At 63.7% G+C, this 24,534-nt stretch carries 16 protein-coding genes; 13 read left to right on the plus strand and 3 right to left on the minus strand.

Features of this window, described 5'->3' with window-relative positions:
• Window position 1: 1 nt before the first annotated feature.
• From tssM (FJV80_RS13555) to FJV80_RS13580, 6 genes are read left to right on the plus strand one after another with little or no spacing between them, the layout of a single operon-like run.
• Window positions 2-3,544, plus strand: a complete 3,543-nt coding sequence (tssM, locus tag FJV80_RS13555; protein WP_142876631.1) for a type VI secretion system membrane subunit TssM — start codon at window positions 2-4, stop codon at window positions 3,542-3,544.
• The gene (tagF, locus tag FJV80_RS13560) at window positions 3,526-4,068 is read left to right on the plus strand and encodes a type VI secretion system-associated protein TagF (protein WP_142876632.1); all 543 of its coding nucleotides are present in this window, start codon (window positions 3,526-3,528) and stop codon (window positions 4,066-4,068) included. The genes tssM (FJV80_RS13555) and tagF overlap by 19 nt, the downstream gene beginning before the upstream one ends.
• On the plus strand, window positions 4,068-5,171 hold the full coding sequence (locus FJV80_RS13565) for a DUF2169 domain-containing protein (RefSeq protein ID WP_142876633.1): 1,104 nt from the start codon (window positions 4,068-4,070) through the stop codon (window positions 5,169-5,171). The genes tagF and FJV80_RS13565 overlap by 1 nt, the downstream gene beginning before the upstream one ends.
• Window positions 5,168-6,190 carry a 3-oxoacyl-ACP synthase gene (locus tag FJV80_RS13570; RefSeq protein ID WP_142876634.1) on the plus strand — a complete coding sequence of 341 codons (1,023 nt, stop codon included), beginning with the start codon at window positions 5,168-5,170 and terminating at the stop codon, window positions 6,188-6,190. Before FJV80_RS13565 ends, FJV80_RS13570 begins: the two co-directional genes overlap by 4 nt.
• Window positions 6,190-7,158, plus strand: a complete 969-nt coding sequence (locus FJV80_RS35015; protein WP_245438128.1) for a DUF4150 domain-containing protein — start codon at window positions 6,190-6,192, stop codon at window positions 7,156-7,158. The genes FJV80_RS13570 and FJV80_RS35015 overlap by 1 nt, the downstream gene beginning before the upstream one ends.
• A gap of 15 nt (window positions 7,159-7,173) precedes the next feature.
• Window positions 7,174-8,019, plus strand: coding sequence for a hypothetical protein (locus FJV80_RS13580; protein ID WP_095789825.1), 846 nt, complete (start codon window positions 7,174-7,176; stop codon window positions 8,017-8,019).
• Between the two features lie 55 nt (window positions 8,020-8,074).
• Here FJV80_RS13580 and FJV80_RS13585 read toward each other — a convergent pair whose 3' ends face one another.
• From FJV80_RS13585 to tssI, 3 genes are read right to left on the minus strand one after another with little or no spacing between them, the layout of a single operon-like run.
• Window positions 8,075-8,416, minus strand: coding sequence for a hypothetical protein (locus tag FJV80_RS13585; RefSeq protein ID WP_095789824.1), 342 nt, complete (start codon window positions 8,414-8,416; stop codon window positions 8,075-8,077).
• On the minus strand, window positions 8,416-8,841 hold the full coding sequence (locus FJV80_RS13590; protein ID WP_095789823.1) for a DUF6484 domain-containing protein: 426 nt from the start codon (window positions 8,839-8,841) through the stop codon (window positions 8,416-8,418). The genes FJV80_RS13585 and FJV80_RS13590 overlap by 1 nt, the downstream gene beginning before the upstream one ends.
• A gap of 10 nt (window positions 8,842-8,851) precedes the next feature.
• Window positions 8,852-11,179: a type VI secretion system tip protein VgrG gene (gene tssI / locus FJV80_RS13595; RefSeq protein WP_142876635.1), complete on the minus strand. Its 2,328-nt coding sequence runs from the start codon at window positions 11,177-11,179 to the stop codon at window positions 8,852-8,854.
• 247 nt (window positions 11,180-11,426) lie between these two features.
• Here tssI and tagH point away from each other — a divergent pair, with 247 nt between their 5' ends.
• The 7 genes from tagH to FJV80_RS13630 all read left to right on the plus strand — a co-directional run bounded on the left by tagH (window position 11,427) and on the right by FJV80_RS13630 (window position 24,300).
• Window positions 11,427-12,500 (plus strand): type VI secretion system-associated FHA domain protein TagH, encoded by a 1,074-nt coding sequence (gene tagH, locus FJV80_RS13600; protein WP_142876636.1) that lies wholly within the window; start codon window positions 11,427-11,429, stop codon window positions 12,498-12,500.
• Between the two features lie 262 nt (window positions 12,501-12,762).
• Window positions 12,763-14,277 (plus strand): type VI secretion system protein TssL, long form, encoded by a 1,515-nt coding sequence (gene tssL / locus FJV80_RS13605; RefSeq protein WP_142876637.1) that lies wholly within the window; start codon window positions 12,763-12,765, stop codon window positions 14,275-14,277.
• Entirely contained in the window at window positions 14,277-17,807 is a 3,531-nt protein-coding gene (tssM, locus tag FJV80_RS13610) for a type VI secretion system membrane subunit TssM (protein WP_185975204.1), read from the plus strand. Before tssL ends, tssM (FJV80_RS13610) begins: the two co-directional genes overlap by 1 nt.
• 135 nt (window positions 17,808-17,942) lie before the next feature.
• Window positions 17,943-18,722, plus strand: a complete 780-nt coding sequence (locus tag FJV80_RS13615; RefSeq protein ID WP_095793321.1) for a PP2C family serine/threonine-protein phosphatase — start codon at window positions 17,943-17,945, stop codon at window positions 18,720-18,722.
• Entirely contained in the window at window positions 18,719-21,355 is a 2,637-nt protein-coding gene (locus FJV80_RS13620) for a serine/threonine-protein kinase (protein ID WP_142876639.1), read from the plus strand. The genes FJV80_RS13615 and FJV80_RS13620 overlap by 4 nt, the downstream gene beginning before the upstream one ends.
• A 102-nt stretch (window positions 21,356-21,457) precedes the next feature.
• Window positions 21,458-21,868, plus strand: coding sequence for a DUF1036 domain-containing protein (locus tag FJV80_RS13625; protein ID WP_246688959.1), 411 nt, complete (start codon window positions 21,458-21,460; stop codon window positions 21,866-21,868).
• Window positions 21,865-24,300 carry a M23 family metallopeptidase gene (locus FJV80_RS13630; RefSeq protein WP_142876640.1) on the plus strand — a complete coding sequence of 812 codons (2,436 nt, stop codon included), beginning with the start codon at window positions 21,865-21,867 and terminating at the stop codon, window positions 24,298-24,300. The genes FJV80_RS13625 and FJV80_RS13630 overlap by 4 nt, the downstream gene beginning before the upstream one ends.
• Window positions 24,301-24,534 lie beyond the last annotated feature (234 nt).

Consider the following 24,534-nt stretch of genomic DNA (forward strand, 5'->3'; position numbering starts at 1 on the left):
GATGTTCATCCTGCGCTTCCTCTGGGCGGTCATCACCTCGCGCTTTCTCTGGACGCTGATCGGCATTGCGCTGCTTTCGCTTTTGATCTGGGTGTTCGGCCCGATCGTCCAGGTCGGCCCGTACGCGCCATTCGAATCCGACAATGTGCGCATCGCCATCATCGCGGGCCTGATCATCCTGTGGCTGGTCTGGCTGATCATCGCGCAACGGCGCGCGATCCGAGCCAACCGCATGTTCGTCGCCGAGATCGCGGCACCCGTGACTGAAAAGCAGCTTACCCCCGGCGAGGAGAGCGTTGCAGCCGTCGGCGCGAAGTTCGGCGAGGTGATGGCCGAGCTCAAGCGTCGCAAGCTCGGTGGACGGAAGTTCCTGCGCGAGATGCCGTGGTATGTGATCGTCGGGCCTCCGGCCACCGGCAAGACCACGGCATTGCGCCAGTCGGGCCTCAATTTTCCAATCGATCTGACCGATGATCTGCAGGGTGTCGGCGGCACGCGCAACTGCGACTGGTTTTTCTCCGAGAACGCGGTGCTGATCGACACTGCGGGCCGCTACGTCCAGCAGGAGAGCCAGCCGGACGTCGACGCCGCGGAATGGCTGGGCTTCCTGGACCTTCTGAAGAAGCACCGCGGTCGCCGCGCACTCAACGGCGTCATCGTCGCGCTGTCGATCGATGTGCTCTCGGAAGGCGACGAGGCGATCAAGACGCACGGCCGCAAGATCCGCCGCCGACTGGCCGAGCTCAACGATCGGCTGGAGATTCGTCTGCCCGTCTACCTGATGCTGACGAAGGCCGACCTGATCAAAGGGTTCGAAGCCTTCTTCGGCGGCTTGTCGACGAGCGCGCGCGAGCAGGTGTGGGGAACCACCTTTGCGCTGGATGCCCGCGTCAACGCCGGCATGATCCAGACGGAGCTGGCCAGGCTTGGCAGCGAGCTGGAGCGAAGGCTGGTGCCGCGCCTTGAAGACGAAGACAAGCTTGGCTCGCGCGCCGAGATCTTTCGCTTTCCGGCGCAGTTGGCGAGCCTCTGCGGGCCGATCCAGGTGCTGATCGAGGCGATGTTCGGCGAAAGCCGCTACGAGGAAGCCGCGTGGCTGCGTGGGCTATATCTGACATCGGCGACGCAGGAAGGAGCCCCCATCGACCGCCTGACCGCGGCGTTGTCATCGTCCTTCGGGTTGCCGCCGCGCCGCGCCATGCCGGCGGCGCGCGTCGAGAAGCGCAGCTTCTTCCTCAGGAACCTTCTCACCGAAGTGATCTTCAAGGAGGCCGGCCTTGGAACATTCGATCCGCTGGCGCAGCGCCGCCGCGCCTGGATCTGGCGCGGGGCCGCGGCCGCCTGTGCGCTCGCGGCCCTGCTGGCCGGCGGACTGTTCACCTGGTCCTACCTCGACAACCGCAATGCGATCACCGAACAGGCCGGCCAGTTCGAAGCCCTGCAAGGGCCGCTCACCCAGGTCGCCGCCACGCCGGCCGCGGTCGAGCAGCCGACCATGGATGGCGCGCTGGCGGCGATGGACGCGGTGGCGAGCGCCCGAACGCCGCCACCAGACGCCGTCCATAACCTGCTCGGCCCTACCGCTTCGCCGGAGCTGGTGCGCGCGCAGACCGATACCTACGGCCATGCGCTGCGCAACGTGCTCGAGCCGCATATGGTCGCCCTGCTCGAGGCCACGATGTGGCGGCAAATCCGCGATCCGGATTTCATGCTCGGCGCGCTGAAGACCTACCGGATGATGACCGGCCTGTCGCAGATGGACACCGATTTCGTCCAGAACTGGTGGGTGAACAGCCTGCCGCAATTCGCGCCGGCTCCGCCTTTCCCCACGGCCGACGCCGAAGAGCACCAAATCGCCGCCATCCGCCGCATGGCCGTCGACGACAGCTACATCGCCCCGGACAAGGCACTGGTCGCGGAGGCGCTGAAGACTGTATGCACGATCTCGCTGCCGCAGCGCGCCTACAAGCAGCTCCTGGCCGATCCGGAAGTAGCCGCCGTCAAGGAATGGGTGCCGGCCAATTTCGCCGGGCCGAACGGCGCCAAAGTGTTCGCACGCCGCTCCGACAAGACGTTGCGCGTCGGTGTTCCCGGGCCTTACACCTATGCGGGTTTCCACGACGCGATCCTCGACCGGGTCGAGGATGTGGCGGGACAGGCGGCCCTCGATCGCGCGGTGTTTGCCGGCGGCTGCTCGGAGAATTCGGAGACGTCGGTCTCGGCGCTCTCGCAGGACATCCTGAAGCTCTACTACGACGACTATATCGCCCAGTGGGACTCTTTCCTGCGTGACATGCGGCTTGCGCCGCTTACCGATCTCAACATCGCCAGTGAGAACCTGAAGGATCTTTCCAGCGCCGACTCCGCGCTGAAGCGCCTGTTGACGGCAGTGGTGCAGGAGACCGACCTCACCCGCTCCGACGACGCGCCGGCCGACGACAAAAGTGGCGCTGCCGCCAAGACCGGCTCCAAGCTGCTCAGCAAACTCGGCAAGCTGGGCAAGGTGGTGACCTCGGGCGCCAAGCTCCTGCCGCGCGCCGGCTCCGCCAACCAGGTGGACATGACCGGCAGCTTGGTTGCCGAGCATTTCAAGCCGCTCAAAGGCACCATCGCCCAGGTCGACGGCCAGCCGCCAGCGCTCGACGCCGCCGTCGTGGCGCTGACGGCGCTGTCGAATGTGTTGCAGACGGTGACCGCCAATCCCAACCCGCAGGATGCGATCAAGAAGCAGGGCGGGCTTGCCGAACTGACAGGCGCGGTCGCCAGGCAGGCGCAGATCCTGCCTTCGCCGATCAACGAGTGGCTGGGCGGCATTGCCGGCGACACCAGCGGCCTGTCGCAGAAGGCCGTAACCAACGAACTCAACGCCATCTGGCGGGCCGACATACTGCCGTTCTGCCAGGCGGCGCTCAACAACCGCTATCCGTTCAGCCCGGACAGCGCGGTCGATGTCAATGTGCGCGATTTTCAACGTCTTTTCGGGCCGACCGGCCTGATCGATGCCTTCACCACCGACCATCTGATCAACTATGTCGACACCGCCAGCGAGCCGTGGAAATGGCGTGCCGATTTCGGCCTGGACCCGGCGGCGCTCGCAGCGTTCGAGCAGGCGAGGCATATCCGCGACGATCTGTTTCCGGGCGGCACCGGCCCGGTGATGAACTTCACGCTGGAGCCCAAGGACCTCTCGCCCAACGTGACGCGCGTCACGCTCAACCTCGATGGCCAGAATCTCGTCTACTACAACAACGCCACCAGGCCGCAACCGATGACGTGGCCCGGCAAGGATGGCACCGGGGTGATCTCTCTCGCCTTCCAGCCGGTCGACGGCTCGCCCGAAGTGATGCTCAACGAGACCGGCAGCTGGGCGTGGCTCAGAATGCTGCGCGGCGGCCGCTTCGCCGCGACCAAGCTCACCGACGTCTACAGCCTGCGGCTCGGCACGAAGGGGATGTGGGCCGACTTCGAACTCAAAGCCGCCAGCGTCGAGAACCCCTACACGCTCGAAATGTTCAAGAAATTCACATGTCCGCCGCAGATCTGATCGCGCCCGGCTTCTATGGCAAGATGCCCGCCACCGGCGATTTCGTGACCCGGCGGCTGCCGGCGGATTTCGTGCGTGGATGGGACCGCTGGCTGGCGCAGCATATCGTGCCGCTGTTCGGACTTGAAACCTGGCCGCAGCACATCGCGCTGCGTTTCCTGAGCGGGCCTGGTTCCTTCGGCGCCTCGGCCGGCATTGTACTGCAAAGCGCCGACAGGGTCGGCCGGCAATTTCCGCTGAGCGTCGTCGCGCGCCTTGATGAAGCACCGCTGAAGCTTGCCTATGCCGATGCCTGGTTCGAAAATATCGAAGAGGCCGCCTTCGCCGCACAGCGGGGCGAGATGACGCCGGACGAACTCGACGCGGCGCTGGCCGCCCTGCCCGTTCCGGTCGTCGATGGCGAGGGCGATGTCATCGACGATCTCGTCATGTGGTCGGCGCATACGGATATTTTCGATGTCGACCAGCTGGCGCCGCAGCCAGTGCTGGAGCAGATCTTCGCCAGCCACGTGGAGGCGAGCTGATGCAGATCTGGAACCAGATGGGCTATCCGCATCAGTTCACCATGGGCATGGACAAGGCCGGCCACGAATGGATCGTGGTCGTGGTCAAGGGCACTTTCGATTTTCCGACGAAGCCTGGCGGGCTGGTGCAGAAATCGGCCGAACAGGTTCCGCTGGTCATGGCCGACACGCAAACCGGCGTGCCCGGCTATTCGGCGACGCTGTGGGAGACGGACTTCGCCTTCCGCAAGCCGCGCTGCGACGTGATCGCCAATGGCTGTGCCTACGCACCCGGCGGACGGCCGGCCGAGCGCGTCCCGGTCGGCATCAAGGTCGGCAACTGGTCTAAGCTGTTCGAGGTCGTTGGCCACCGCGAATGGCGCGCCATCGGTCCGGTCTTTACCGCCACGTCGCCGCAACCCTTCCTGAAACTGCCTATCTCCTATGACGTTGCCTGGGGTGGCGTCGACAGGCTGGATCCAGAGGACAAGCTTCCAGCCAGCTATAAATACAACCCGGTCGGAACCGGATGGTCGCGGACCAGGAACCAACGCCTCATTCCCGGTTTGCGGCTGCCGAATACGCAAGCGGTCGGCGAGGAAATCCGCACGCCGTTCGGCGACTACAAGCCGATGAGCTTCGGGCCGATGGGGCGCGGCTGGCCGGGACGCATCGAATATGGCGGCACCTACGACCAGAACTGGGTCGACAATATTTTTCCGTTCCTGCCGCCGGATTTCGATGAACGCTATTTCCAGATGGCGCCGCCTGACCAGCAGATCGACCATCCGAGGGGCGGCGAGGACGTGGTGTTAGTCAATCTGACGCCGGCAGGCAAGGAAAGCTTCCGCATGCCGCGCACGGCGTTGCCGCTGACGCTGTTCAAAGGCGGCGACAAGGCCTTCGAGGGCGAATTGCTGCCCGATACGGTGCTCTTCGATCTTGAAAACCGGCGCTTCTCGCTGGTCTGGCGGATATCGCAACGGATCCAGCGCACGATCCTCGATTTCAGCGAATGCTGGGTCGGACCGCCGACGGAACCGATGCTCAGGGCGCGCGCTGCCGGACGCGAGTACATCCGCGCCAACGGCACGGAGCCCGAAGAAGAGGTCGAGGACGCATGAGCACGGCAATCGACATCGCAGCTGTGGGTATGGTGACGGCCGTCGGTCTCGATGCCCCCTCATCCTGCGCGGCGATGCGTGCGCGCCTGGACGGCTTCCAGGAAACGCGCTTCACGGCCGGCAATGGCGACCTGCTGACTGGAGCGCCTGTTCTCCTGCCGCGCAACTGGATCGGCGAAAAGCGGCTGGCGCACATGGCTGCGGCCGCTATATGCGAGGCTCTTGAAACCGTTCCCGAAGCGCGCGGGCAAACCGCTCTCATCCTTTGCCTGCCGGAAGAGGGCCGCCCCGGCCGGCCGGTCCGCGACAATCTGGCATTTCTGCGGCAGATAGCCGGTATCGTCGAGTTGGTGTCGCCGGCAAACACGCGCATCGTGGCGCACGGGCGACCGTCCGGACACGCCGCCCTCGACCGTGCCCGCCACATGATCGCGGCGGGCGAAGCGAGCTATGTCATGATAGCCGGTGTCGACAGCTATCTCACAGCCGTTTCGACCTCCTACTACCTCGGTCGGAAGCGGCTGCTGACGGCAGACAATCCAAACGGCTTCATTTGTGGCGAAGCCGCCGCCGCCATTCTGTGCAAAAAACCGGAACGCGGCGGGTTTCGCCTTTTTGGGCTCGGCCTGTCGCGGGAACTGGCTTCGATCTACAACGCCGACGACATGCCATTGCGCGGCGACGGCATGACCAATGCCTACAGCACGGCCTTCAAGGAAACCGGCATGGAGATGAACAAGCTCGGCTATCGTATATCCGACCTTATCGGCGAGCAGTTCTGGTTCAAGCAGACGGCACTGGCCAGCTTGCGGCTGCTGCGCGGCCGCCATGAATTCCAGGATCTATGGTCGCCGGGCGAATCGCTCGGCAATGTCGGGGCGGCGGTGGTGCCGTTGATGATCGGCATGGCGTGGACCGCCGCGCGCAAGGGATATGCAGCCGGAAATCCGGTGTTGGTCGAAGCATCGAACGACGCAGGCGCATGTGGTGCGGCAGTGCTTGCGGCGAGGGCCGCCTGATGACCGTCTACGCCAACACGCTCGAGATCGCTTGCAAGGCGCAGTCCAACAAGGTGATCGCGGCGTTTCCAGACGTGTGCATGACGCCGCCGGAAAATCCCGCCACGCCGCCAGGCATCCCCGTGCCCTACCCGTCCTTCGGGCTCGATTCCGACACCGACAGCGGCACAGGGACGGTCAAGATCGGCGGCGAGACGATCACCCAGAAGAACAAATCCTACTACACCAAGACAAGCGGCACCGAAGCAGGTGCAGCCGCCAAGAAGGGCGTCGTCACATCCGTCAACACCGGCAAGGAATATGCCATCGCCTGGTCGGGCGACGTCAAAGCCGACGGCGAGCCGGTCAGCCGTTTCAGCGACCTGTCGACTAACAATCACGCTTCACCGACCGGCAACGCGCCACCATGGCCCAAGATCGGTACGCTCAAGGTCGGAACATCGTCGTGCACGACCATCCTGGCCAAGCTGGACATGAAGGTTCATGCCTACAAGCACGCGGACAAGGAATGCAGTTCCAGCCAGCAGTCCGATCATATACTGCAGAATGCCTGTTTTCAGAATTCACGCGGCGGGCAGGCGATCAGCACGGTTGCTGACTACAAGATCGGCGACGCCCCTTGCGTGTGTCTCGATGACAAGACTACACGCGGGACCGAGCATGGCGAAAAGACCGCAGCGCAGAACGACTGGACAACGAAGCAGAGGGCAGCGGGCAAAAATCCGACCTATGCCGAAGTGCGCGAGGCAAATCTTGACGCGATGAAAAAGGCCAAGGCGCCTGATATGGACGATACTCCCGATGGCAAGGAGCATGACGCCATCAAGTGTCTCAGAATGGTGTGCGATCTGTTCTACAAGGAAATGATGGAAGGCGACGACAACGCGGCCAAAGAAAGCACCCAATGCCGCACCCCGAGAACCGGAGCGTTCAGCCAGCAGATATCGAGCACGGCCGGAGCGGTTTGATGAAAGGCAAAAATCATGAGCGACTATTCGGTAAGCTGTGACGGCGTCGCGACCGACGAGAACGGCGTTATCTTCAGCATCGTCGTGTATACCGATGGCGAAGGATTCAATTCATACGTCGCGCGCGAATCCGATGTTGCCGGTCGTGCGGCTCCCAACGTCAGGACCGATCTGCTCGATGTCCGAGTGTGGCTGACCTCGATCTGGCGATCGGAAACCGGTTGTCTTTACGTCACCGACGCAGACGGCAAAGTCCGGCGATATGACGGGACTGCCTGGACCGTCTTACCGGTATCAGGACGGGCTCTGACCCGTGTGTGGGGACTGTCCGATACTGACGTCTATGCCGCGGGTGACGAGGGCGTTGTTTATCATTGGGATGGAGCGGTGTGGACTGCCTTCAGCCCGCCGCTCGGCGGCACGATCTTCTCGATCCGCGGGACGTCGCAGAAAAATCTCTATGCCTGCGGGGCAAACGGACTGTTCTGGCACTATGACGGAGCCTGGACGCAAGTCCAATTGCCGACCAACCAGCGCCTGCTCGGTCTTCTGACATTGGGGGCCAGCGACACGCTGGTGTGCGGGACAAAGGGCGTGCTTTTCCGGGGAGACGGCGTGGCCTGGAATGATGTCTCCCAGCCCGGCCACAATTTCCATGGGCTGGCATTCTATCGCGGAACGATCTACATAGGCGCCGGCGGCGAAGGCGTGTTCAGCTTCGATGGCGTTGCGGTGAGGAACATCAAGAACACGATCCAGGCCTACGCGCTGGTCTCCAACCAGACCTATCTCGCAACCGCGGGGGACACTGTGGCTGCGCGTTTCGACAGCCAAAACTGGTTCGGGTCTCGCTACAACTGAGCGTCGCCTGCATCAATCCTTCCGACCATATTCGAAGGCTTCGTCCAATGGCTGCTCAGCGCCTTTTGGACTGAACCGCAAGACTGCTCCTGACTTTGTCCAAATCCAATTCCGTTATTCTTGGCGGCTTGGCGACCGATAGCATCTTGATGACGAAAAGTTCTCCCGGATCGGGGTATTCGTCATAGAGTTCCTGAGCGATCTGCCGCCCGACGTCGCCGGCGACGCGCAACCCGTCCAAATGTGCTTCCAGACGCTCGACAAGGCGCGCCATGCGCTCCTCGTCCATATCCTTGTTTTCGCCGGGATGAAGCAGGTTGTAGTCGTAGACCGTCCACAGGAATGCCGCCATTTCGGCATGCTGGCGCACGATTTCGCGCAGGATCGGCGCCGGCATCAGTTCAAATTCACCGAACCGCCGCGAATGCGGTTGGCGGCGCTGGCGTGGCTGGTCAGGTAGGTGCCTCTAATGGTGATGCGGCCATCCTTTTCCATGATGATGCTTGCCTTGCCGCAGCGCAGTTCGACGCGCTCGTCACCGACGATCCGTACCCGTTCGCCGTCACGGAAGACTTGCGGCGCAGAGACCTTGCGCTGCGGTTCGACGATGCGCCCGACGATGAGCGGTCGGCTCGGGTCGCCATCCTGAAACAGCAATGCCACCTCGGCGCCTATCATATCGGAGGTGAGTTCGGCGAGGCTGCGCGCCGGCATCGCGGTCTCATTTGGATTTCCGGGAAAGACGACCAGCGGCGCATCCTGCCCGAAACCGAGAAAGACGCCGATTACTACACCTTCGATGCGCTCTTTGGTTCTGGCCATCGAAACACCCTCAATTGTGCTCAATCTCGGTCCCCTTGACGGAGACATTGCTCGAAGCCTTGATGTTGATCTTGCCCGACCCGACCACCGATATGTCCTTGCCTTCGATCGAGATGGTGCCATCGCTTTTCATCGAGATCGCGGCGGAGCCGCATTTGATGGCGATGGAATCGCCGGCCTCGATTACCAGCGTTTTGCCGACCTTGATTTCGCTACCTTCCTTGACATCGACAAGGCTGCCCTTGGCGATGTTGAGCGAACGCGAACCGTTGACGTTGGTCACATCGTCCTCGGCGACCTTGGAGGTGCGCCCCTTGCCGACCTCCGTAATGTGCGCTCCAGTCACATTGAAGGTCTGGTCCCCGCCGACCTTCACCGTCTGGTCCGACGTGACGCTCCAGTCGTCCTTGGCCCCAATGTCATGGCTCTGCCCCAGCGTCACGCTGACGGAGCGGGTCGCGCCGATGCTGTTGGTCTGAACGCCGGCAACGCTGCGGGTCTCGGCGGCGCCGACGGTGTCGAAACGCGCAGCCTTGACGGTGACGGTTTGGACTACGCCGACGGTCTGCGAGTGGTTGGCGTCGATGTTTTCCGTCGAATTGGCGACGACGTGGATCGTCTCGTTCGCGATTACCGTCAGCGACCGGTTCTTGCCCACCGTCTCCGTATCGTTCGACCCGATGTTCGTCGTCTGGTCGACGCCGACCTTGACTGTCTTGTTGTTGCCGACGTCCTCGTCGAGGTTATGGCCGACCGAGTGCTTGGCGTCATGGTCGATGCGGTCGGACTGGTCGTGCTGTACCGTCTTGTTGCGGTCGTGCTTGATCAGCAGATGGTGGTCCTTCTGCGCCTGGAAATTGACCAGTTCGGAACCGGCCTTGTCCTCGAACATCAGCTCGTTGTAACCGCCGCCGCCTTTCGAGGAATTGGACTTCCAGCCCGATTGCGTGGCGTTGCCCGGCAGCGCGTAAGGCGGCATCTCGGAGGCATTGTAGACGCGGCCGGTGATGATCGGCAGGTCCGGATCGCCCTCGATGAAATCGACGATGACCTCCTGGCCGATGCGCGGGATCTGGATGAAGCCCCAGCCGCTGCCGGCCCAGGTCTGGGACACGCGCACGAAGCAGGACGAGTTCTGGTCCTTCTTGCCGAGGCGGTCCCAGTGGAATTGCACCTTCACCCGCGCGTATTTGTCGGTGAATATCTCCTCGCCCGAAGGGCCAACCACCGTTGCCGTCTGCGGACCGCGCATGATCGGTCTGGGCGTGATGCGCGGTGGCCGATAGGGCAATTTCGTCGGCGCTACGCCCAGCACCACCTTGAAATTCTCGCTATGGGCCTCGTTCTGGGTCCGGTAGCCCGGATCGAACAGGCGGTATTCGGCGCTTACAACCAGATATTCCGTATTCTGGTCGTCGCGCGGAAAACTTTCGAGCGTGAACTTGCAGCCGGAAAAAAGGCCGCGCGCCGTACCGACGGCGGTGTTGCGATGATGCACTGCCTGAAGTTCCTCGCGGCGGATTCCGGCGATCGTGTCGCCGCGCCCGACATCGAGATGCGCTCCGGGCTGGCGGTAGTTTTCGCCCGAAGCCTCCTTGTGGCTGAAGGGCTGGGCGGACTTCGCCATCAGATCGGCGCCGGGCTTCTCGAAGTCATAGTCCGTATGGGCATAGGCGCCTGGCCGCACCGCACTGCCCGGGATCCATTCGGTGATGTATTCGACGTCGCGTCGCGAGCCATAGCCCTCGAAATTATAAAGCACCTTCTCGTAGCCTGGAGCCGGCTTCAGCTTGCTCATCGCATCGCACAGCACGAGCGTGTGCTTGTCCTCATCATGCTCGAAGAAATAGAAAATGCCTTCGTGCTCGAACAACCGCTGCACGAAATCGAGATCACTCTCGTCATACTGGACACAGTATTCACGCGATGGGTAGGAGCCCTGCAGCCGCTTCTCGAATTTTGCGATGCCGTATTTCGAAAAGATCTTTTCGACGATCTCCACAGCGGTCATGTTCTGGAAAATGCGGCAATCGGTGGTGTTGCCGAGGAACCAGAGCCATGGCCTCACGGTGGCCTCGTAATAGGCCAGCCGGTCCTCTATGCGCGTCAGCTTGAAATCCGACACTAGGCCGCTGAACCAACGCTTTGGATCGGATTCACCTTCGACCGAAACGACGCCGCCCAGCATCTTCAGCGGATCGACGTCGCGGCTCTTGCTGACGAACCCGACGGTATAGGCAAAACTTCGGCTGATCTCGTCACGACCGACGAGATGGGTGAAGGTCAGCACATCGGCGCCAACCGGCGTGTGTACTACCGTGGCACGTTCGTTCGGCATGGGGCGTGCCCCTCCTCGACGCGGCCGTCAGTGTGATGGATTGAAGCCCCCGCTCCGTAAACTGCATCACGCTCGGGAGGTTTTCGAATTCACCGCATCGGACCGAAGCAAGCCTAGCATATGTTTGATGGAGGCCAAACAGAAGCAATGTCTAAACCGTGGCGTGCATTCATGTGAGGCGCACCTCTCCCACTGCGCTGGCAAGATGCTAGAATGCCTGGGATTTCAGGTTTGCCAGTGGCGTCGAATGTTCATTTCGCTCCAGATCAGCAATGTTGACAGACTGCCGCCAGGCATAGCGACCAGCTATGCCGCCCGCGACCGCAGCTTCGAAATCGGGCGCGAAAATTGCGACTGGACACTTACCGACCCCGACAAGTTCATCTCGGGCCGGCATTGCGAAGTCCACTATCAGGCGGGCTCGTTCTGGCTTCATGACGTCTCGCGCAACGGCACTTTCGTCAACGGCTCCAGCCAGCGCATGAATGCGCCGCATCGGCTGACCCAAGGCGACCGGCTGCTGATCGGCCGTTATGTCGTCGCCGTTTCGGTCGACGAAGAGCGCGTCGCCACCGGGCATCCGCAAGCCAGGACCGGTTCAACGCAACGCGAGTTGCCGCCCACGACGGGAAGGCCGCTGGAACCTGGCAGTGCGCCATTCCACAATCCAGCGGGGCAGCGCCCGGCCGAGGCGGCGCCGGTGTCTTCGGCGCTGCAGTCCACCCCCGCTGTTCCGGCCAAGCAGTCGGCGGAAGCGGACGGGATACTGCGCGATATCGCCAGGGCGGCCGGCTTGTCGCCGGAGCTGTTGCAGTCGCGCGACCCGCATGACGTCGCTGCCGAGATCGGTGCGGTGCTGAGAACCACGGTCGAGCAACTGTCCTTGCTGCTCAAGGCGCGGGCGGCCGCCAAGGTGCTCGCCAAAAGCGCGCACCGCACCATGATCGGCGCCGAGGACAACAACCCGCTGAAATTCGTGCCGGGCACCGACGACATACTCGAGATCATGTTTGCCAAGCGCCGGGCCGGCTATCTCGATGCCAGGCACAGCATCGAGGATGCGTTCCGCGACCTGAAGACCCACGAAATCGCAACCTACGCCGCCATGCAGGCCGCGCTCTCGAGGCTGCTCGACGACCTGTCGCCGGAGGCGATCGCCAAAAGAATCCCGCCTGCGTCCTTTTCGTCCAGGAAAAGCCAGGCCTGGGACGCGCTCGTCGCAACGTGGCGGACGATGGAGGACAAGCACGAAAACGGCATGCTGGATGTCTTCCTCGCCTATTTCGCCGAAGCCTACGCCAAGGCTGGCAAGCAGAAATAGCCGCGCTCGGCAAATGTCGTCGGCAACGCTCTTACGGGCTGTGTGAGGGCCCCCTGGAAGAAGCCGCTTCCTTGATCATCCTGCTTTCCGATTTCAATCGGCTTGCGGTGCGACTAGGATAGCGCATGGGTGCTTGCCTGGCTGGCAAAGCGGCGTGGCTTGGGGCGTGTGCAGGAATGTCATGTTTCGGCAAGATCAGTCTTTCCATCCGGCTCGCTGTTGATACCCAGCCTGGTACGCGCACCTCGACGGTGGCGCGCCGATGAGCTCGAAGGACGATCCCTCCGAGCCGCCGGACAAAACCGTCATCCGCGCGCCACGGCCAAGGCAAAAGCCGCGCGTGGCTCCCGATAGTTCCGGTGCGCCATCACCCGCCAGGGAATCGACAGTGTTCGACCCCGGCCTCGGCCGGCAAATGCCCCCCGGCTGGTCGTCCGGAACCGTGGTTGTTCAGGAAGCCGGCCACGGGGCTGAGCCCGCGGCGGCACCGGCGTTGCGGCAGGACGCCTTGCTCGACGCCACCGCTGGCGTGAAGTATGCCGCGCCAAATCCTATCCTTGCCGCCGCAGCCCCCTTGCTCATGCTGTTCGGTCAGCTGCGACTGATACCGGTCGAACGGCAAGCCGCAGCCTTGGCGGCGCATATCGCAGACGCCATCGAGACCTTCGACCACACCATGGCCAAAGCCGGCATCGGGGAAGAAGACGCACGGATCGCGAAATTTGCGCTTTGCGAAACCGCCGACGATCTGGTCGGCAACCTGCCCTGGCCAAACAAGGAAACCTGGCTTCAGCACAGTCTGGTGGTGCAGTTCTTCCACATACGACCGACAGGAACCGGCTTCTATGAAGCGCTGAACAATATCCTCGCCAAGCCTGAAGCGCATTACGACCTGCTCGAATTGATGCATGCCTGCCTGTCGCTGGGGTTCGAAGGCCAGTATCGGGGATTGTCCGGCGAACGCAACGCACTCGAGCGCGTCCGGCGCGACGTCTACGACACGCTGCGCTATTTCAGGCCGCGCGCCGCCGAGGACATTTCGCCCCGGTGGCAAGGCATGGCGGCGGCGATGGCCAGGCCAGGGGGGCGGCTGCCTTTGTGGGCGATCGCAGCCGCTGCGGCGACGCTGGTGACGGCGGCCTTCTTTGGGCTGCGGATCCTGATCACCGATGAAGGCGATGCAACCGCCGGCGCGCTGCTGGCGCTCAATCCTTCGACCCCTCTCACCATTGAACGCGCCAGCGTGGCGGCACCCGCCGAACCGGTGCAAGCCAAACCGCCGCCACCCGCTCCCCCGGACACCACGCAGATCGACCGCATCCGCGCGGCACTCGCCCAGGACATCGCCGCCGGCGGACTGAACGTCGGCACGAAGGGCGACTTCATTGTTGTCGAGATCAGCAACCAGCTTCTGTTCGCATCCGGCCAGGCTGAGTTGAAGGCACAGTTCCAGCCGATCGCGGCCAATATCGCCACGGCCCTAGACGCCGAAGCCGGACCGATCGAGATCGTCGGCCACACCGACAATGTGAAGCCGAAGAAGTCGAGCGCGTTCAAATCGAACTTCGATCTCTCGGTCGCCCGCGCGAAGGCCGTGCAGGCGATGATCGCCAGGCAATTGAAGGATCCATCGCGTCTGAGCGTGGACGGCAAGGGCGAAGACGAACCCATCGCCGACAACGCGACGGCGGACGGCCGCGCCAAGAACCGCCGCGTCGACGTGATGATCCCGAAACAGGAGACCTTGCAGACCGGATCGGCGGAGAACGGCAACTGATGCGCTGGCTGCTGCGGATATTCAGCGTGCTGGCCCTGGCCGGCTTCTCGGCCGCCGTCTGGTATGCCGGACCGCTGATCCGCTTCGCCGATACCCGCCCACTCGGATCCGTATGGCTCAGGGCGGTCATCGTCGGCGTGACGGTGGCCGTGCTGGCGTTGTTCTACGGCATCGGCTTCTGGCAAAGGCGCAAGGCGCAAAAGGCGCTCGAAGCGGCCATCGTGCGCAGCGACGAGCGCAACGACGATGCACAGCTGCTCGAAGCGCGCATGAGCGAGGCCATCGCGACGCTGAAGCGGACGAGCGGCAAGCGCAACTTCCTCTATGATATTCCCTGGTACATCATCATCGGCCCGCCAGGCGCCGGCAAGACGACGGCTCTGGTCAATTCCGGGCTGAAATTTCCGCTTGCGGGCTCCGGCAATGCCCAGCCGGTCGCCGGCGTCGGCGGCACGCGGTCATGCGACTGGTGGTTTACCGATGAGGCGGTGCTGATCGACACGGCCGGCCGCTACACGACGCAGGAATCGGACCGCGAGCGCGACAAGGCAAGCTGGCTTGCTTTCCTCGGATTGCTCAAGAAAAACCGCGTAAGGCAACCGATCAACGGCGTGATCCTGGCCATCAGCCTCGCCGATCTCATCGGCCTCGACGACCGGCATATCGAGGCGCATGTGACCGAGATAAGAAGCCGCCTGCGCGAATTGCACGAGACGCTGAAGATCCAGTTTCCCGTCTATCTGCTTTTCACCAAGTCCGATCTCGTTTCCGGCTTCTTGGATTATTTCGGCCAATTCGACGAAGCGCGCAGGCGCAAGGTGTGGGGCGCGACGTTCCAGACCGCCGATCGCACAAGGAACATGGCCGGCGAGGCGCCGGCCGAACTCGACCGGCTGGCGAAGCGCTTGGCGGAAGAAGTCGTCGATCGCTTGCAGGAGGAGGCCGACCCGGTGGCGCGCATCGCCATCTTCGGCTTCCCGGCGCAGTTCGCTGCGCTGGGGAACCGGATAGCGCATTTTATCGGCAGCTTGTTCGATGCCTCTCGATCGCATGTCAATGTCAGCCTGCGGGGTCTCTATTTCTCCTCTGGTACTCAGGAAGGAACCCCGTTCGACCAGGTGCTGGGCACGATCGGCCGCAGCTTCGGCAGCACCTCGCAGGCGCATCTTTCCGGCACCGGCAAGAGCTTCTTCCTGCACGATCTGCTGACCAATGTGATCTTCCCGGAATCGGGCTGGGTATCCTTCGACCGGGTGGCCGAACGGCGCGCCAGGCTCGCGAGATTTGGCGGTCTCGCCGCCATTGCGCTGGCGGCCTTGGCGGCTCTCGGCGTGCTTGGCCTCAGCTTCTTCGCCAACAAGTCGCTGATCGCCTCAACCAGGCAGGCGATGGCACAGTATCGCGACAGCGCCGATTCGCTGCTCAAGAGCACGACGGTGACCGACGTCGACCTCGAAAACGTCATCGGCCCGCTCGACCAGCTGCGCAACCTGCCGGCCGGCTTCGAGAACGGCGACCAGGCAAAGCCGATCGAGGAGACGTTCGGGCTCAGCCAGCGCGAGAGGCTGCTGTCGGCCTCCAGGACCGCCTACCGGCAAGCGCTCGAGCGGACATTCCGCTCCCGGCTGCTGGTGCAGGCCGAGCGCACCATCCAGGCCAGGATGGCCGATCCGATCGCGCTCTACGAACCGCTGAAGATCTACCTGATGCTGGGCGGCAAGGCTCCGAAGGTCGATGACGAGTTGATCGTCTCCTGGATGAGGCAGGATTGGGAAGAGAACCGCTATCCCGGCGAGAACAACCGCGAGGGCCGCGCGCAGCTCGAAAAGCATCTGCACGCGATGCTCGCGCTCGACGACGCCTACGATCCCGTCTTTGAACTCAACCAGCCACTGATCGAGGCCGCGCAACGCTCGCTTGGGCGCATGAGCCTTGCCGACCGCGCTTCGGCGCTGATCAGGTCGGCGGTCTATGCCGCAAGGCTGGAGGACCTCTCCGTCGCCGCGAAAGCCGGCCCCGAGGCGCAGCTGCTGTTCGAACGCATGGATGGCAGCGACCTCACCGATCTCAACGTTCCCGGGCTTTACACGCGCGCCGGCTTCAACCGCTTCTTCCTGCCGCAGCTCTCGCGCATCGCGCAAATGCTCGTCAACGACCGGTGGGTGCTCGGCGGAGGCGGCGAACAGGGTGGCATCGACCAGGACCTGCCCAAGCTCGGTTCCGAACTGATCGACCGCTACGGCAAGGAATTCTCCTCCGCATGGAACCGCGTGCTCGACCAGCTCAAGTTCAAGGCGTTGCTCAAGGACAAGCCGCAATATCTCGCGCTTTCCGCCCTCGCCGCGCCGGACTCGCCTCTCGATCAGCTGTTCACCGCGATCGCCGATGAGACCGCATTGACGAAGCAGGACACCGCGGCCGAGGGCGAGAGCAGCGCGGCGCAGGAAGACCCCGCCGGCGTGGCCAAAGGTCTGGCACGCATCGGCCTGCAGATCGCCGGCGGCAAGTCGCAGAGCCGAGCCGGATTGGGCTCGACCGTCACACAGAATGCCGGCGCGAGCGTCGAGGCACAGTTTCGACCGTTCCAGGCCCTGGTCAGCGGCCCCAGTGGACGGCGGCCGCTCGATGCCTTGACACGGAATTTCCGCGACATCTTTCAAAGCCTCAAGCTTTCGGCCGATGTCCCTTCACAGACCGAACGCGTCAATGCCAACCTGCAGTTGCAGATCTCCACGCTGCGCGCCAATGCCTCGCGTCTTCCGAAGCCGCTTGCGCGCATGGTCAACGCGGCAGCGGACGAGTTCGAAGGCAATGTCGCGCAAGCCTCGGTGGCCAACCTCAACCAGAACCTCGACCAGACGGTCACACGAGCCTGCGAGGAGGCGGTCAACGGTCGCTATCCCTTTGCCAGTGACGGCACCGGAGAGATCCCGATAGCGGATTTCGCCAAGCTTTTCGCGCCGGGCGGGCTGATGGACCGCTTCTTCGCACAGAACCTTGCGCCGCTGATCGACATGACCGGCCAGGAATGGACCTGGAGACAGGATGTCCGCTCCAGCCGCGACCTGGCGAAGTCGACCTTGAAATCATTTCAGTCGGCCGCCGAAATCCGCAGCGCCTTCTTCCCATCCGGTGGCTCGGTGCCGTCGGTTTCGATCACCATCACGCCTTTTTCGCTGAACAGCGACGCTGATAACGCGGTTCTCGACATTGACGGACAGACCGTCCAGAGCAGTCAGGCCGGGAGCGCGCCAAGCACCGTGACCTGGCCAACCAGCACGGCCTCTGGTTCCGCCAGCCTTAGCCTGATGCCGGAAATGCCGGGCCGCGACTCAGCTCTCAAATTCGAAGGACCGTGGGCCTTCAAGCGTCTGTTGGACAAGGCGACCATCACCGCCAATGGCGCCAACACCGAAGCCCGCTTCGTGATCGGCGGACGAGACGTCGCTTACACGATGCAGACCGGACCGGGGGCCAATCCATTCCTGCTGCCGGCCCTGGCCGGCTTCAGCTGTCCAAAGGCGTTCTGACATGGCTGTGTTCCAGCGCGCCGCCGGCCGCAGCCCTCATTTCGGTACTCTAACGTATGCGCTTGTGGCAAAGTGGCCTGGGCACGCCGCCCATGATTGGTCACAGAGGACGCTCGCGAAGCGCTTGGTGGCAAATTGAGCTCTGTCGTCCTTCCCATCGAAAGCTTCGGCGTAAGCCATAAGGGCTGCGTGCGCGACCACAATGAGGACAACTACCTGATAGAGCCGCAGACCGGCCTGTGGGTGGTGGCCGACGGCATGGGCGGGCACGAGGCCGGCGAGGTCGCATCGGCCAGCATCGTCGATCATCTGGCGACGATCGGCATTGCGAGCTCGGCGCCGGACCTTCGCGCGCGCTTCGAAGACCGGCTGAGCCGCGCCAATTCCGAGATCCGCGACATCTCGCGATCGCGCGGCATCACCATCGGCTCCACCTTCGCGGCCTTGCTTGCAATGGACGGACGCTTCGCCTGCTTGTGGGCCGGCGACAGCCGCATCTATCTGGTCCGCAACGGTGTGATCTTTCAGGTCTCGAAGGATCACACCGAGGTCCAGGAACTGCTGGACCGCGGCATGATCAGCGCGGAGGAAGCGCTTACCTGGCCGCGCCGCCATGTCATCACCCATGCGGTCGGCGTCAGCGATGAGCTCGAGATCGATTTCCAGCAGGGCGAGCTGATGCCGGGCGATGTTTTCGTCCTGAGCACCGACGGACTGACGGCGCATGTCAGCGACGCCGAGATCGAAGCCGCGGTGATATCCGCAACGCCGCAGGCGGCGTGCCGAAGCCTGCTGGAGACGGTGCTGGCGCGCGGCGGAACCGACAATGTGACCATCGTACTCGTGAAGATCGGCGGCGGGCGCAACGGCGCGCTCCATTCGGATCGGTCCGGAGCGGAGAGCCTGGCGAGATGAGCGACGAGGACAAGACCCGGATATCGACGAACGACATCTATGCCGGCGTCGGCACGCAGCTCAGCGGCATTTACGAACTCGACGAGAGGATCGCCTCCGGCGGCATGGGAGAAGTCTATCGCGGCCACAATATCCAAACCGGCGACCATGTGGCGATCAAGATCGTACTGCCCGAATTCGCCCGCGATCAGACGATCCTGTCGCTGTTCCGCAAGGAAGCGTCGATCCTCAACCACCTGTCGCATGACGCGGTGGTGCGCTATCACGTCTTCACCATCGATCCGAGGATCGGCCGCCCCTATCTGGCGATGGAGTTCGTGGACGGCCAATCACTATTCGACGTGATGCGTCGCGGAGCGATGCCGGGGGGAGAAGTGCGGCGGCTTTGTCATCGCCTGGCTTCGGGGCTCGCCGCGGTGCACCAGGCGGGCGCGGTTCACCGCGACCTCTCGCCGGACAACATCATCCTGCCTGGCGGGCGGGTGGAAAGCGCCAAGATCATCGATTTCGGCATCGCCCGGTCGGCCGCCGTAGGCGGTGAAACGCTGATCGGCGGGAAGTTCGCCGGCAAATACAATTACGTTTCGCCCGAACAGCTCGGTCTCTATGGCGGCGAGGTCAGCGAGCAGTCCGATATCTATAGCCTCGGACTGGTGCTCGCCGCGGCATTGCGCGGAAAGCCGCTCGATATGAGCGGCTCGCAATATGAGGTGATCGAGAAACGCCGGACCGTGCCGGACCTGTCTGACATCGACCCCGATTTCCAAGAACTCATTGCCGCGATGCTGCAGCCGGATCCGCGCGATCGGCCGGCCAGCATGGCCGAGATCGCCAGGGCAACGCGTGGCGAGGATGTCGACGCGACATTGCCGCCGGCATCGTATGGTCCGCGTGACCGCGCGGGCTTGCCGCGCGCCGGCTGGACGGCGCTGGCCGAGTCCGGGCCGCAGCCTTCGGCCTCGGCGGGCGAAAAACACTTTGTTGAGCATGTGCGACCGGCGCACCTGTCACAACCCCGGCCTGCCCCAGCGCCCGCGCCGGCCAGCACGCCCATGCCGGCTGCGCCGCGAAAACCGTCGCGGATGCCGGCCGTCGCCGGCGGCCTCGTGACGCTGGCGGTCCTGCTGGGCGGCGGCCTTTACTTCAGCGGCGTCCTGGCGCCTCCGCCGGCCGAAGAGAAACTCAAGCCGCTGACACCGAAGCCAGTGCCCAAATCCGGTGTTGAAGCCCCCAAGCCGGTGGCTCAAACGCCGCAGCCGGATGAATCGAACCCTCAGCCGCCGGTGCAGCCTCAGCCAGAGCCTTCAAAATCCGACAATGCCGCCACCATCGAGACGGTGAACCCACCTGCCCTGCCGGATGCACAGGTGAAGCCTCCGATGCCGGCCGAGAACCAGGCGGACGCCGCGGGCGAGCAGAAACCGGAGCCGGCCAAGCCTACCGACACCCCCATGCCGACCACCAGGCCCGAGGCGCCGCCGGCAACGGAAGCACGGCAACCCGCCGAGCAGGCGCCGGTAGCGCCCCCCGTCGGCAAGCCAGCGCCGCCTGCGGCCCAGCCCGAAACCACGGACAACAGTCAGGCGCAAGAGCCCCCGGTCGAGACCAAGCCTGCCCAGGAACCGACCGCGAACCCGCCGAAGACGTCCGCGCCAAGCCAGGCGGAGGCAGGGAGAAAGCCGGCGCAGCAGGCAAATCCGCCGGCGACAGAACCCAGTGCAACGGACCTGGTCGAGATCCTTTCCAAGCTGGCCAGGCCGGGGGCTTCCTCGCCGCCGGCCTCTGAAAGCCGGTTGCCGACGCAGCCGGCCAGCCCGCCGGCGAAACCGGCTGCCCCGCCCCCGACGGCCAGCCAGCCGATACCACCAACCTCGCCATCAGAGCCGACACAGATGGCGCAGCCGTCGCAGCAACCACAGCCACCGGCAACCACACGGCCCGACACCGAAGTCGCGATCGATGTGCCAAAGCCGGCGGTTCCACCGGGAAAGCCGGTCGACGAGGCGGCGCAACGCGCCTCGTGGGTGCGCGACTTCAGCGGCGGCGACTGTTTCTATGCGTCGCTGACATCGCAAACCGCCAGCTCCGCGGCCATCGAAGGCCTCGCGACAGCCGTGCAGCCCTTCGAGCAGATGCTCAACGATTTTCGCTCGAGGTTCCATCTCGAGCCGGACATCAATGTCCATCTTATCGAGCAGCCTCAGTGTGAAGTGACCAACTTCCTGCGCGTCCTCGACCGGAACCGTGTGGAAAGTCCGCAGCTCGTTCTCGACCGGACATCGGTGCCGGATGGCGCGCCGATCAGTGGCACGCTGGTAACGCGTGGCGGGCTGGTTTCCAACGTCATGCTAATCGACCACAGGGGCATCGCCTTCAACCTCGATGATCGCATCGTGGCGCAGACCGACAAGGCGACCTTCAACATCCCGATCGGTCTAGGCGCCGCCGACAAGTCGGCCGGCAAACCCCTGCCGCAGATCATGCTGGTGATCGCCGGGCCGAAGGACATCCAGGCCGCGATGTTCTCGAAACCGACGCCGGTCTCCGAGCTTTTGCCAAAGATCCTCGAGGAGATCGGCGCCGACGGCTCGCAGTTCTCCGCCACCGCCAAGTATTTCCGGCTCGGCGGATAGATATGAACGCCGATGGACCTTCGCCCCTCGCATTCATTTTGCCGGCCTTCGTCACACGCAAAGCCTAGCTGGCTTCGATTGTTGGCGGATTTCTCCGGCCGCTTGGCATTCTCCGCGCTGTCCGGCGCGGCGCTGCTCGTTATCTTCTCGACTAACAGCGCGCATGCCGAATTCACCGTCTGCAACCAGACGCTCGACGTCGTCAACCTCGCCGTCGGACAGAAGGTCGACAATGCCGACCAGACCGACGGCTGGTGGACCATCGGCGCCAACCAGTGCGTGAACGTCATCCGCGAGGAACTGGCCAACCGCTACATCTACCTCTACGCGACCGACGTGTTCGGCCATGCGATCCTCAACGGATCGACCGAGATGTGCGTCGATCGGCGCCGCTTTTCCATCCGTGGCATCGAGGAGTGCTGGCAGCGCGGTCATATCGCGGCGCGTTTCGTCGAGGTCGATACGCTGGAGCAGGTGCGCTGGACCTATTTCCTGACCGGAAACAGCCCGTGACGCACAGCATCGACACGAGCTTCAAACAAAAGAGACTGGCGCGCCTGGCCGAGCGCAGACGCAAACTCTGGCGCCGCGTTCTTGCAGGCGTTGCAACGCTCACCGTCATCGCGATCGCCACCGGCTTCTATCTTACCAAGGACAACTGGTCGTTCGGCGACGAGGACGAGGAACTGCATCCCGTCGAAGGCATGGAAGACGTGCCGCCCGACGCCTCGGTCTATGTGCCTGCCATCATCGACCTTGCCGGTGACCCGATGTGGATCACGCTGGCGCCCGACGCGGACACCGCCACGAAGGGCCACACGGTTGCGCGCCCGGCCGAACTCGACAGTTCCGGGGCCTCGCCGCAGATCGAGATTCTGTCCGACGTGATGCTGAGTGCCAGCGAGAAGTTCATGACGACGATCCCGTCGACGCAGGAGGATTTTGCCTTCTTCAAGGCGCAGCGGCAGACTGCTGCGAAGTCTTCAACCGCAGCGCCTGACGATCAGCAGCCGACCTCGCCCGCACCTGCTGCGGCGCCCAACGACCAACCGGGCGATCTGGCAAACGACCTGCAGGCGCCGCCGGACGAGGGCGAGATCCCCGCCGGCTCGGCGCCCAAGGCCGACGCGGACGACCCCGAGGCCGGCTGGGGCGAGACCATCGACCAGGGCGAGGCAGCGCTCCCCGCCTTCAAGAAAACCGCGATCGAAAACAACACCACCGTCGCCACGGTCACCAGCGAATATCAGCGCTTCGCGGCGACAGAGGACACTTTCGTGAAAATCCTCAACGACCGCAGCCTGGATAGCGTGGCGCTCGACGCGCATTTCTCCGCGGACGACGCCAGGCTTGCCGGCGAGGCGCTGAAGGCGGTGTTCAAGCGCGACGGGCTCGAGGCCGGTTTTGTGGTCGCCATGCGCGGCTTCCGGCCGAACCGCGAGACGACCACCATGTCGCTGATGCAGGTCTCGGTCTACGCCAGGAACGTCTATGTCGGCACGCTGACGCGCAACACGGCGGGCGCCTTCGTTTCCGGCGTCGACCCCTGGGTTCGCGAGGACCTCTTCAACTATTCCGGTGCCTCGGACCAGGGCGGGCCCAAGCGGCAGTACCGCCTGCTCGACGCGATCTACTCGACCGCGGCCCGCAACAAGGTGCCGACCAGCGTGATCGGCGAAGCGATCATGTATCTGTCGAGGGGACAGGATCTCGACGCTTTCGCCAGCGAGGACCAGCGCCTGGTGATGATCTACTCGCAGACGCCGCGCGACCAGGGCGAGATCTCCGGACGGGTGCTTTACGTCGGTGTCCTGGGTAAGGACAAGAACCTCGACTGCTTCGTCTTCCAGCAAAGCGACGGCCAATACGCCTGCGTGACCGGCGATGATCAGGTCCGCTCGCTGAACGTCACCAACGGCATGGTCACGCCGGTCGCCGGGGTGATGACGTCGACCTTCGGCCCGCGCAAGCATCCGATCCTCGGGACGGTTCGGATCCACAAGGGTGTCGACTGGGCGGCTCCGGTCGGGGCGCCGGTCATGGCCGCCTTCGACGGCGAGATTTCCTTCCAGGGCGATGGCGGCAGCTATGGCAATCTGGTCAAGATCGCGCATGCCAACGGCCGCGAGACGCGCTACGCGCACATGCAAAAATTCGCCATCGCAAGCGGCGTCGGCACCAAGGTGAAGGCCGGCGACGTCATTGGCTACATCGGCACCACGGGGCTTTCGACCGGCCCGCATCTGCATTTCGAGCTCTACGAGAACGGCGAGGCGATCGACCCGCTCGGGACAGTCACCACGGTCGCCACCGCCGTTTCCGTCAGTTCCGGCGGGCCCGGCGATTCCGCGGTCGAGACGCTGACCGACCGGATCGTCCATGTCGAAAGCGGCGGCAGCGCCCGTGCCAAGAATCCCAACTCGTCGGCAACCGGCGCCGGCCAGTTCATCACCAAGACCTGGATCCGGATGATGAATACCTATCGTCCCGACCTTGCCCGATCGCTTTCGACCGCCGACCTGCTCGCGCTTCGCTATGACGCGACGCTGTCGCGCGAAATGGTGCGCAACCTGGCGCGCGAAGGGGAGGCCTATCTGCGCGCCCGCGGCCACCAGATTACCGCCGGGCGTCTTTATCTCTGCCACTTCCTTGGCATGGAAGGAGCGCACCAGGTGCTGGCCGCGTCCGGCTCGTCGCAATTGACCGCCGTTCTGGGCGCAGCCGTGATCCAGGCCAATCCGTTCCTGACCGGCAAGACCGTCGGCTACGTCATCGATTGGGCCGAGCGGAAAATGGGGCAGAAAGTGCCGCGCGTGGCGACCGATCAGAGCCAGCCGGCGACAACCACGACCGAGGTCCGGCAGACGTCGCCGGAGTTCGAGAAGTACAAGCAGGCGATAACCGCGTTGCTCAATTCAATCCAAGAGATGCTTGAGCCGGGCTGAGCAATTCCAGGAATAGTGTGAACGGTTTTCCCGGGAAGAGCGCGTAGCGCTTGCCCTCGGGAATTGCGTCAAAACAAAGAATTGGACCGTCCCGGCTCAAGGGCGGCACGATCGCCGGCTCGATCGGTTTTGACACCGGCAAATATTTGCTGAGGCCAGGTGCATTCGGTGAACCTAAGCCGTCGTCGGGGCTACACAAGCCTGAGAGCCATTTTGGCAGAAGCGACTTATGGC

Source organism: Mesorhizobium sp. WSM4310 (assembly GCF_007003935.1).
Classification (GTDB): Bacteria; Pseudomonadota; Alphaproteobacteria; order Rhizobiales; family Rhizobiaceae; genus Mesorhizobium.

Excerpts from the sequence above, each read along its gene's own strand:
- tagF (WP_142876632.1), top strand. The coding sequence starts at position 3,526 with ATGTCCGCCGCAGATCTGATCGCGCCCGGCTTCTATGGCAAGATGCCC.
- tagH (WP_142876636.1), top strand. The coding sequence starts at position 11,427 with ATGTTCATTTCGCTCCAGATCAGCAATGTTGACAGACTGCCGCCAGGC.
- FJV80_RS35015 (WP_245438128.1), top strand. The coding sequence starts at position 6,190 with ATGACCGTCTACGCCAACACGCTCGAGATCGCTTGCAAGGCGCAGTCC.
- FJV80_RS13580 (WP_095789825.1), top strand. The coding sequence starts at position 7,174 with ATGAGCGACTATTCGGTAAGCTGTGACGGCGTCGCGACCGACGAGAAC.
- tssM (WP_142876631.1), top strand. The coding sequence starts at position 2 with ATGTTCATCCTGCGCTTCCTCTGGGCGGTCATCACCTCGCGCTTTCTC.
- FJV80_RS13585 (WP_095789824.1), bottom strand. The coding sequence starts at position 8,416 with ATGCCGGCGCCGATCCTGCGCGAAATCGTGCGCCAGCATGCCGAAATG.
- tssM (WP_185975204.1), top strand. The coding sequence starts at position 14,277 with ATGCGCTGGCTGCTGCGGATATTCAGCGTGCTGGCCCTGGCCGGCTTC.
- FJV80_RS13570 (WP_142876634.1), top strand. The coding sequence starts at position 5,168 with ATGAGCACGGCAATCGACATCGCAGCTGTGGGTATGGTGACGGCCGTC.
- FJV80_RS13565 (WP_142876633.1), top strand. The coding sequence starts at position 4,068 with ATGCAGATCTGGAACCAGATGGGCTATCCGCATCAGTTCACCATGGGC.
- tssL (WP_142876637.1), top strand. The coding sequence starts at position 12,763 with ATGAGCTCGAAGGACGATCCCTCCGAGCCGCCGGACAAAACCGTCATC.
- FJV80_RS13620 (WP_142876639.1), top strand. The coding sequence starts at position 18,719 with ATGAGCGACGAGGACAAGACCCGGATATCGACGAACGACATCTATGCC.
- FJV80_RS13590 (WP_095789823.1), bottom strand. The coding sequence starts at position 8,841 with ATGGCCAGAACCAAAGAGCGCATCGAAGGTGTAGTAATCGGCGTCTTT.
- tssI (WP_142876635.1), bottom strand. The coding sequence starts at position 11,179 with ATGCCGAACGAACGTGCCACGGTAGTACACACGCCGGTTGGCGCCGAT.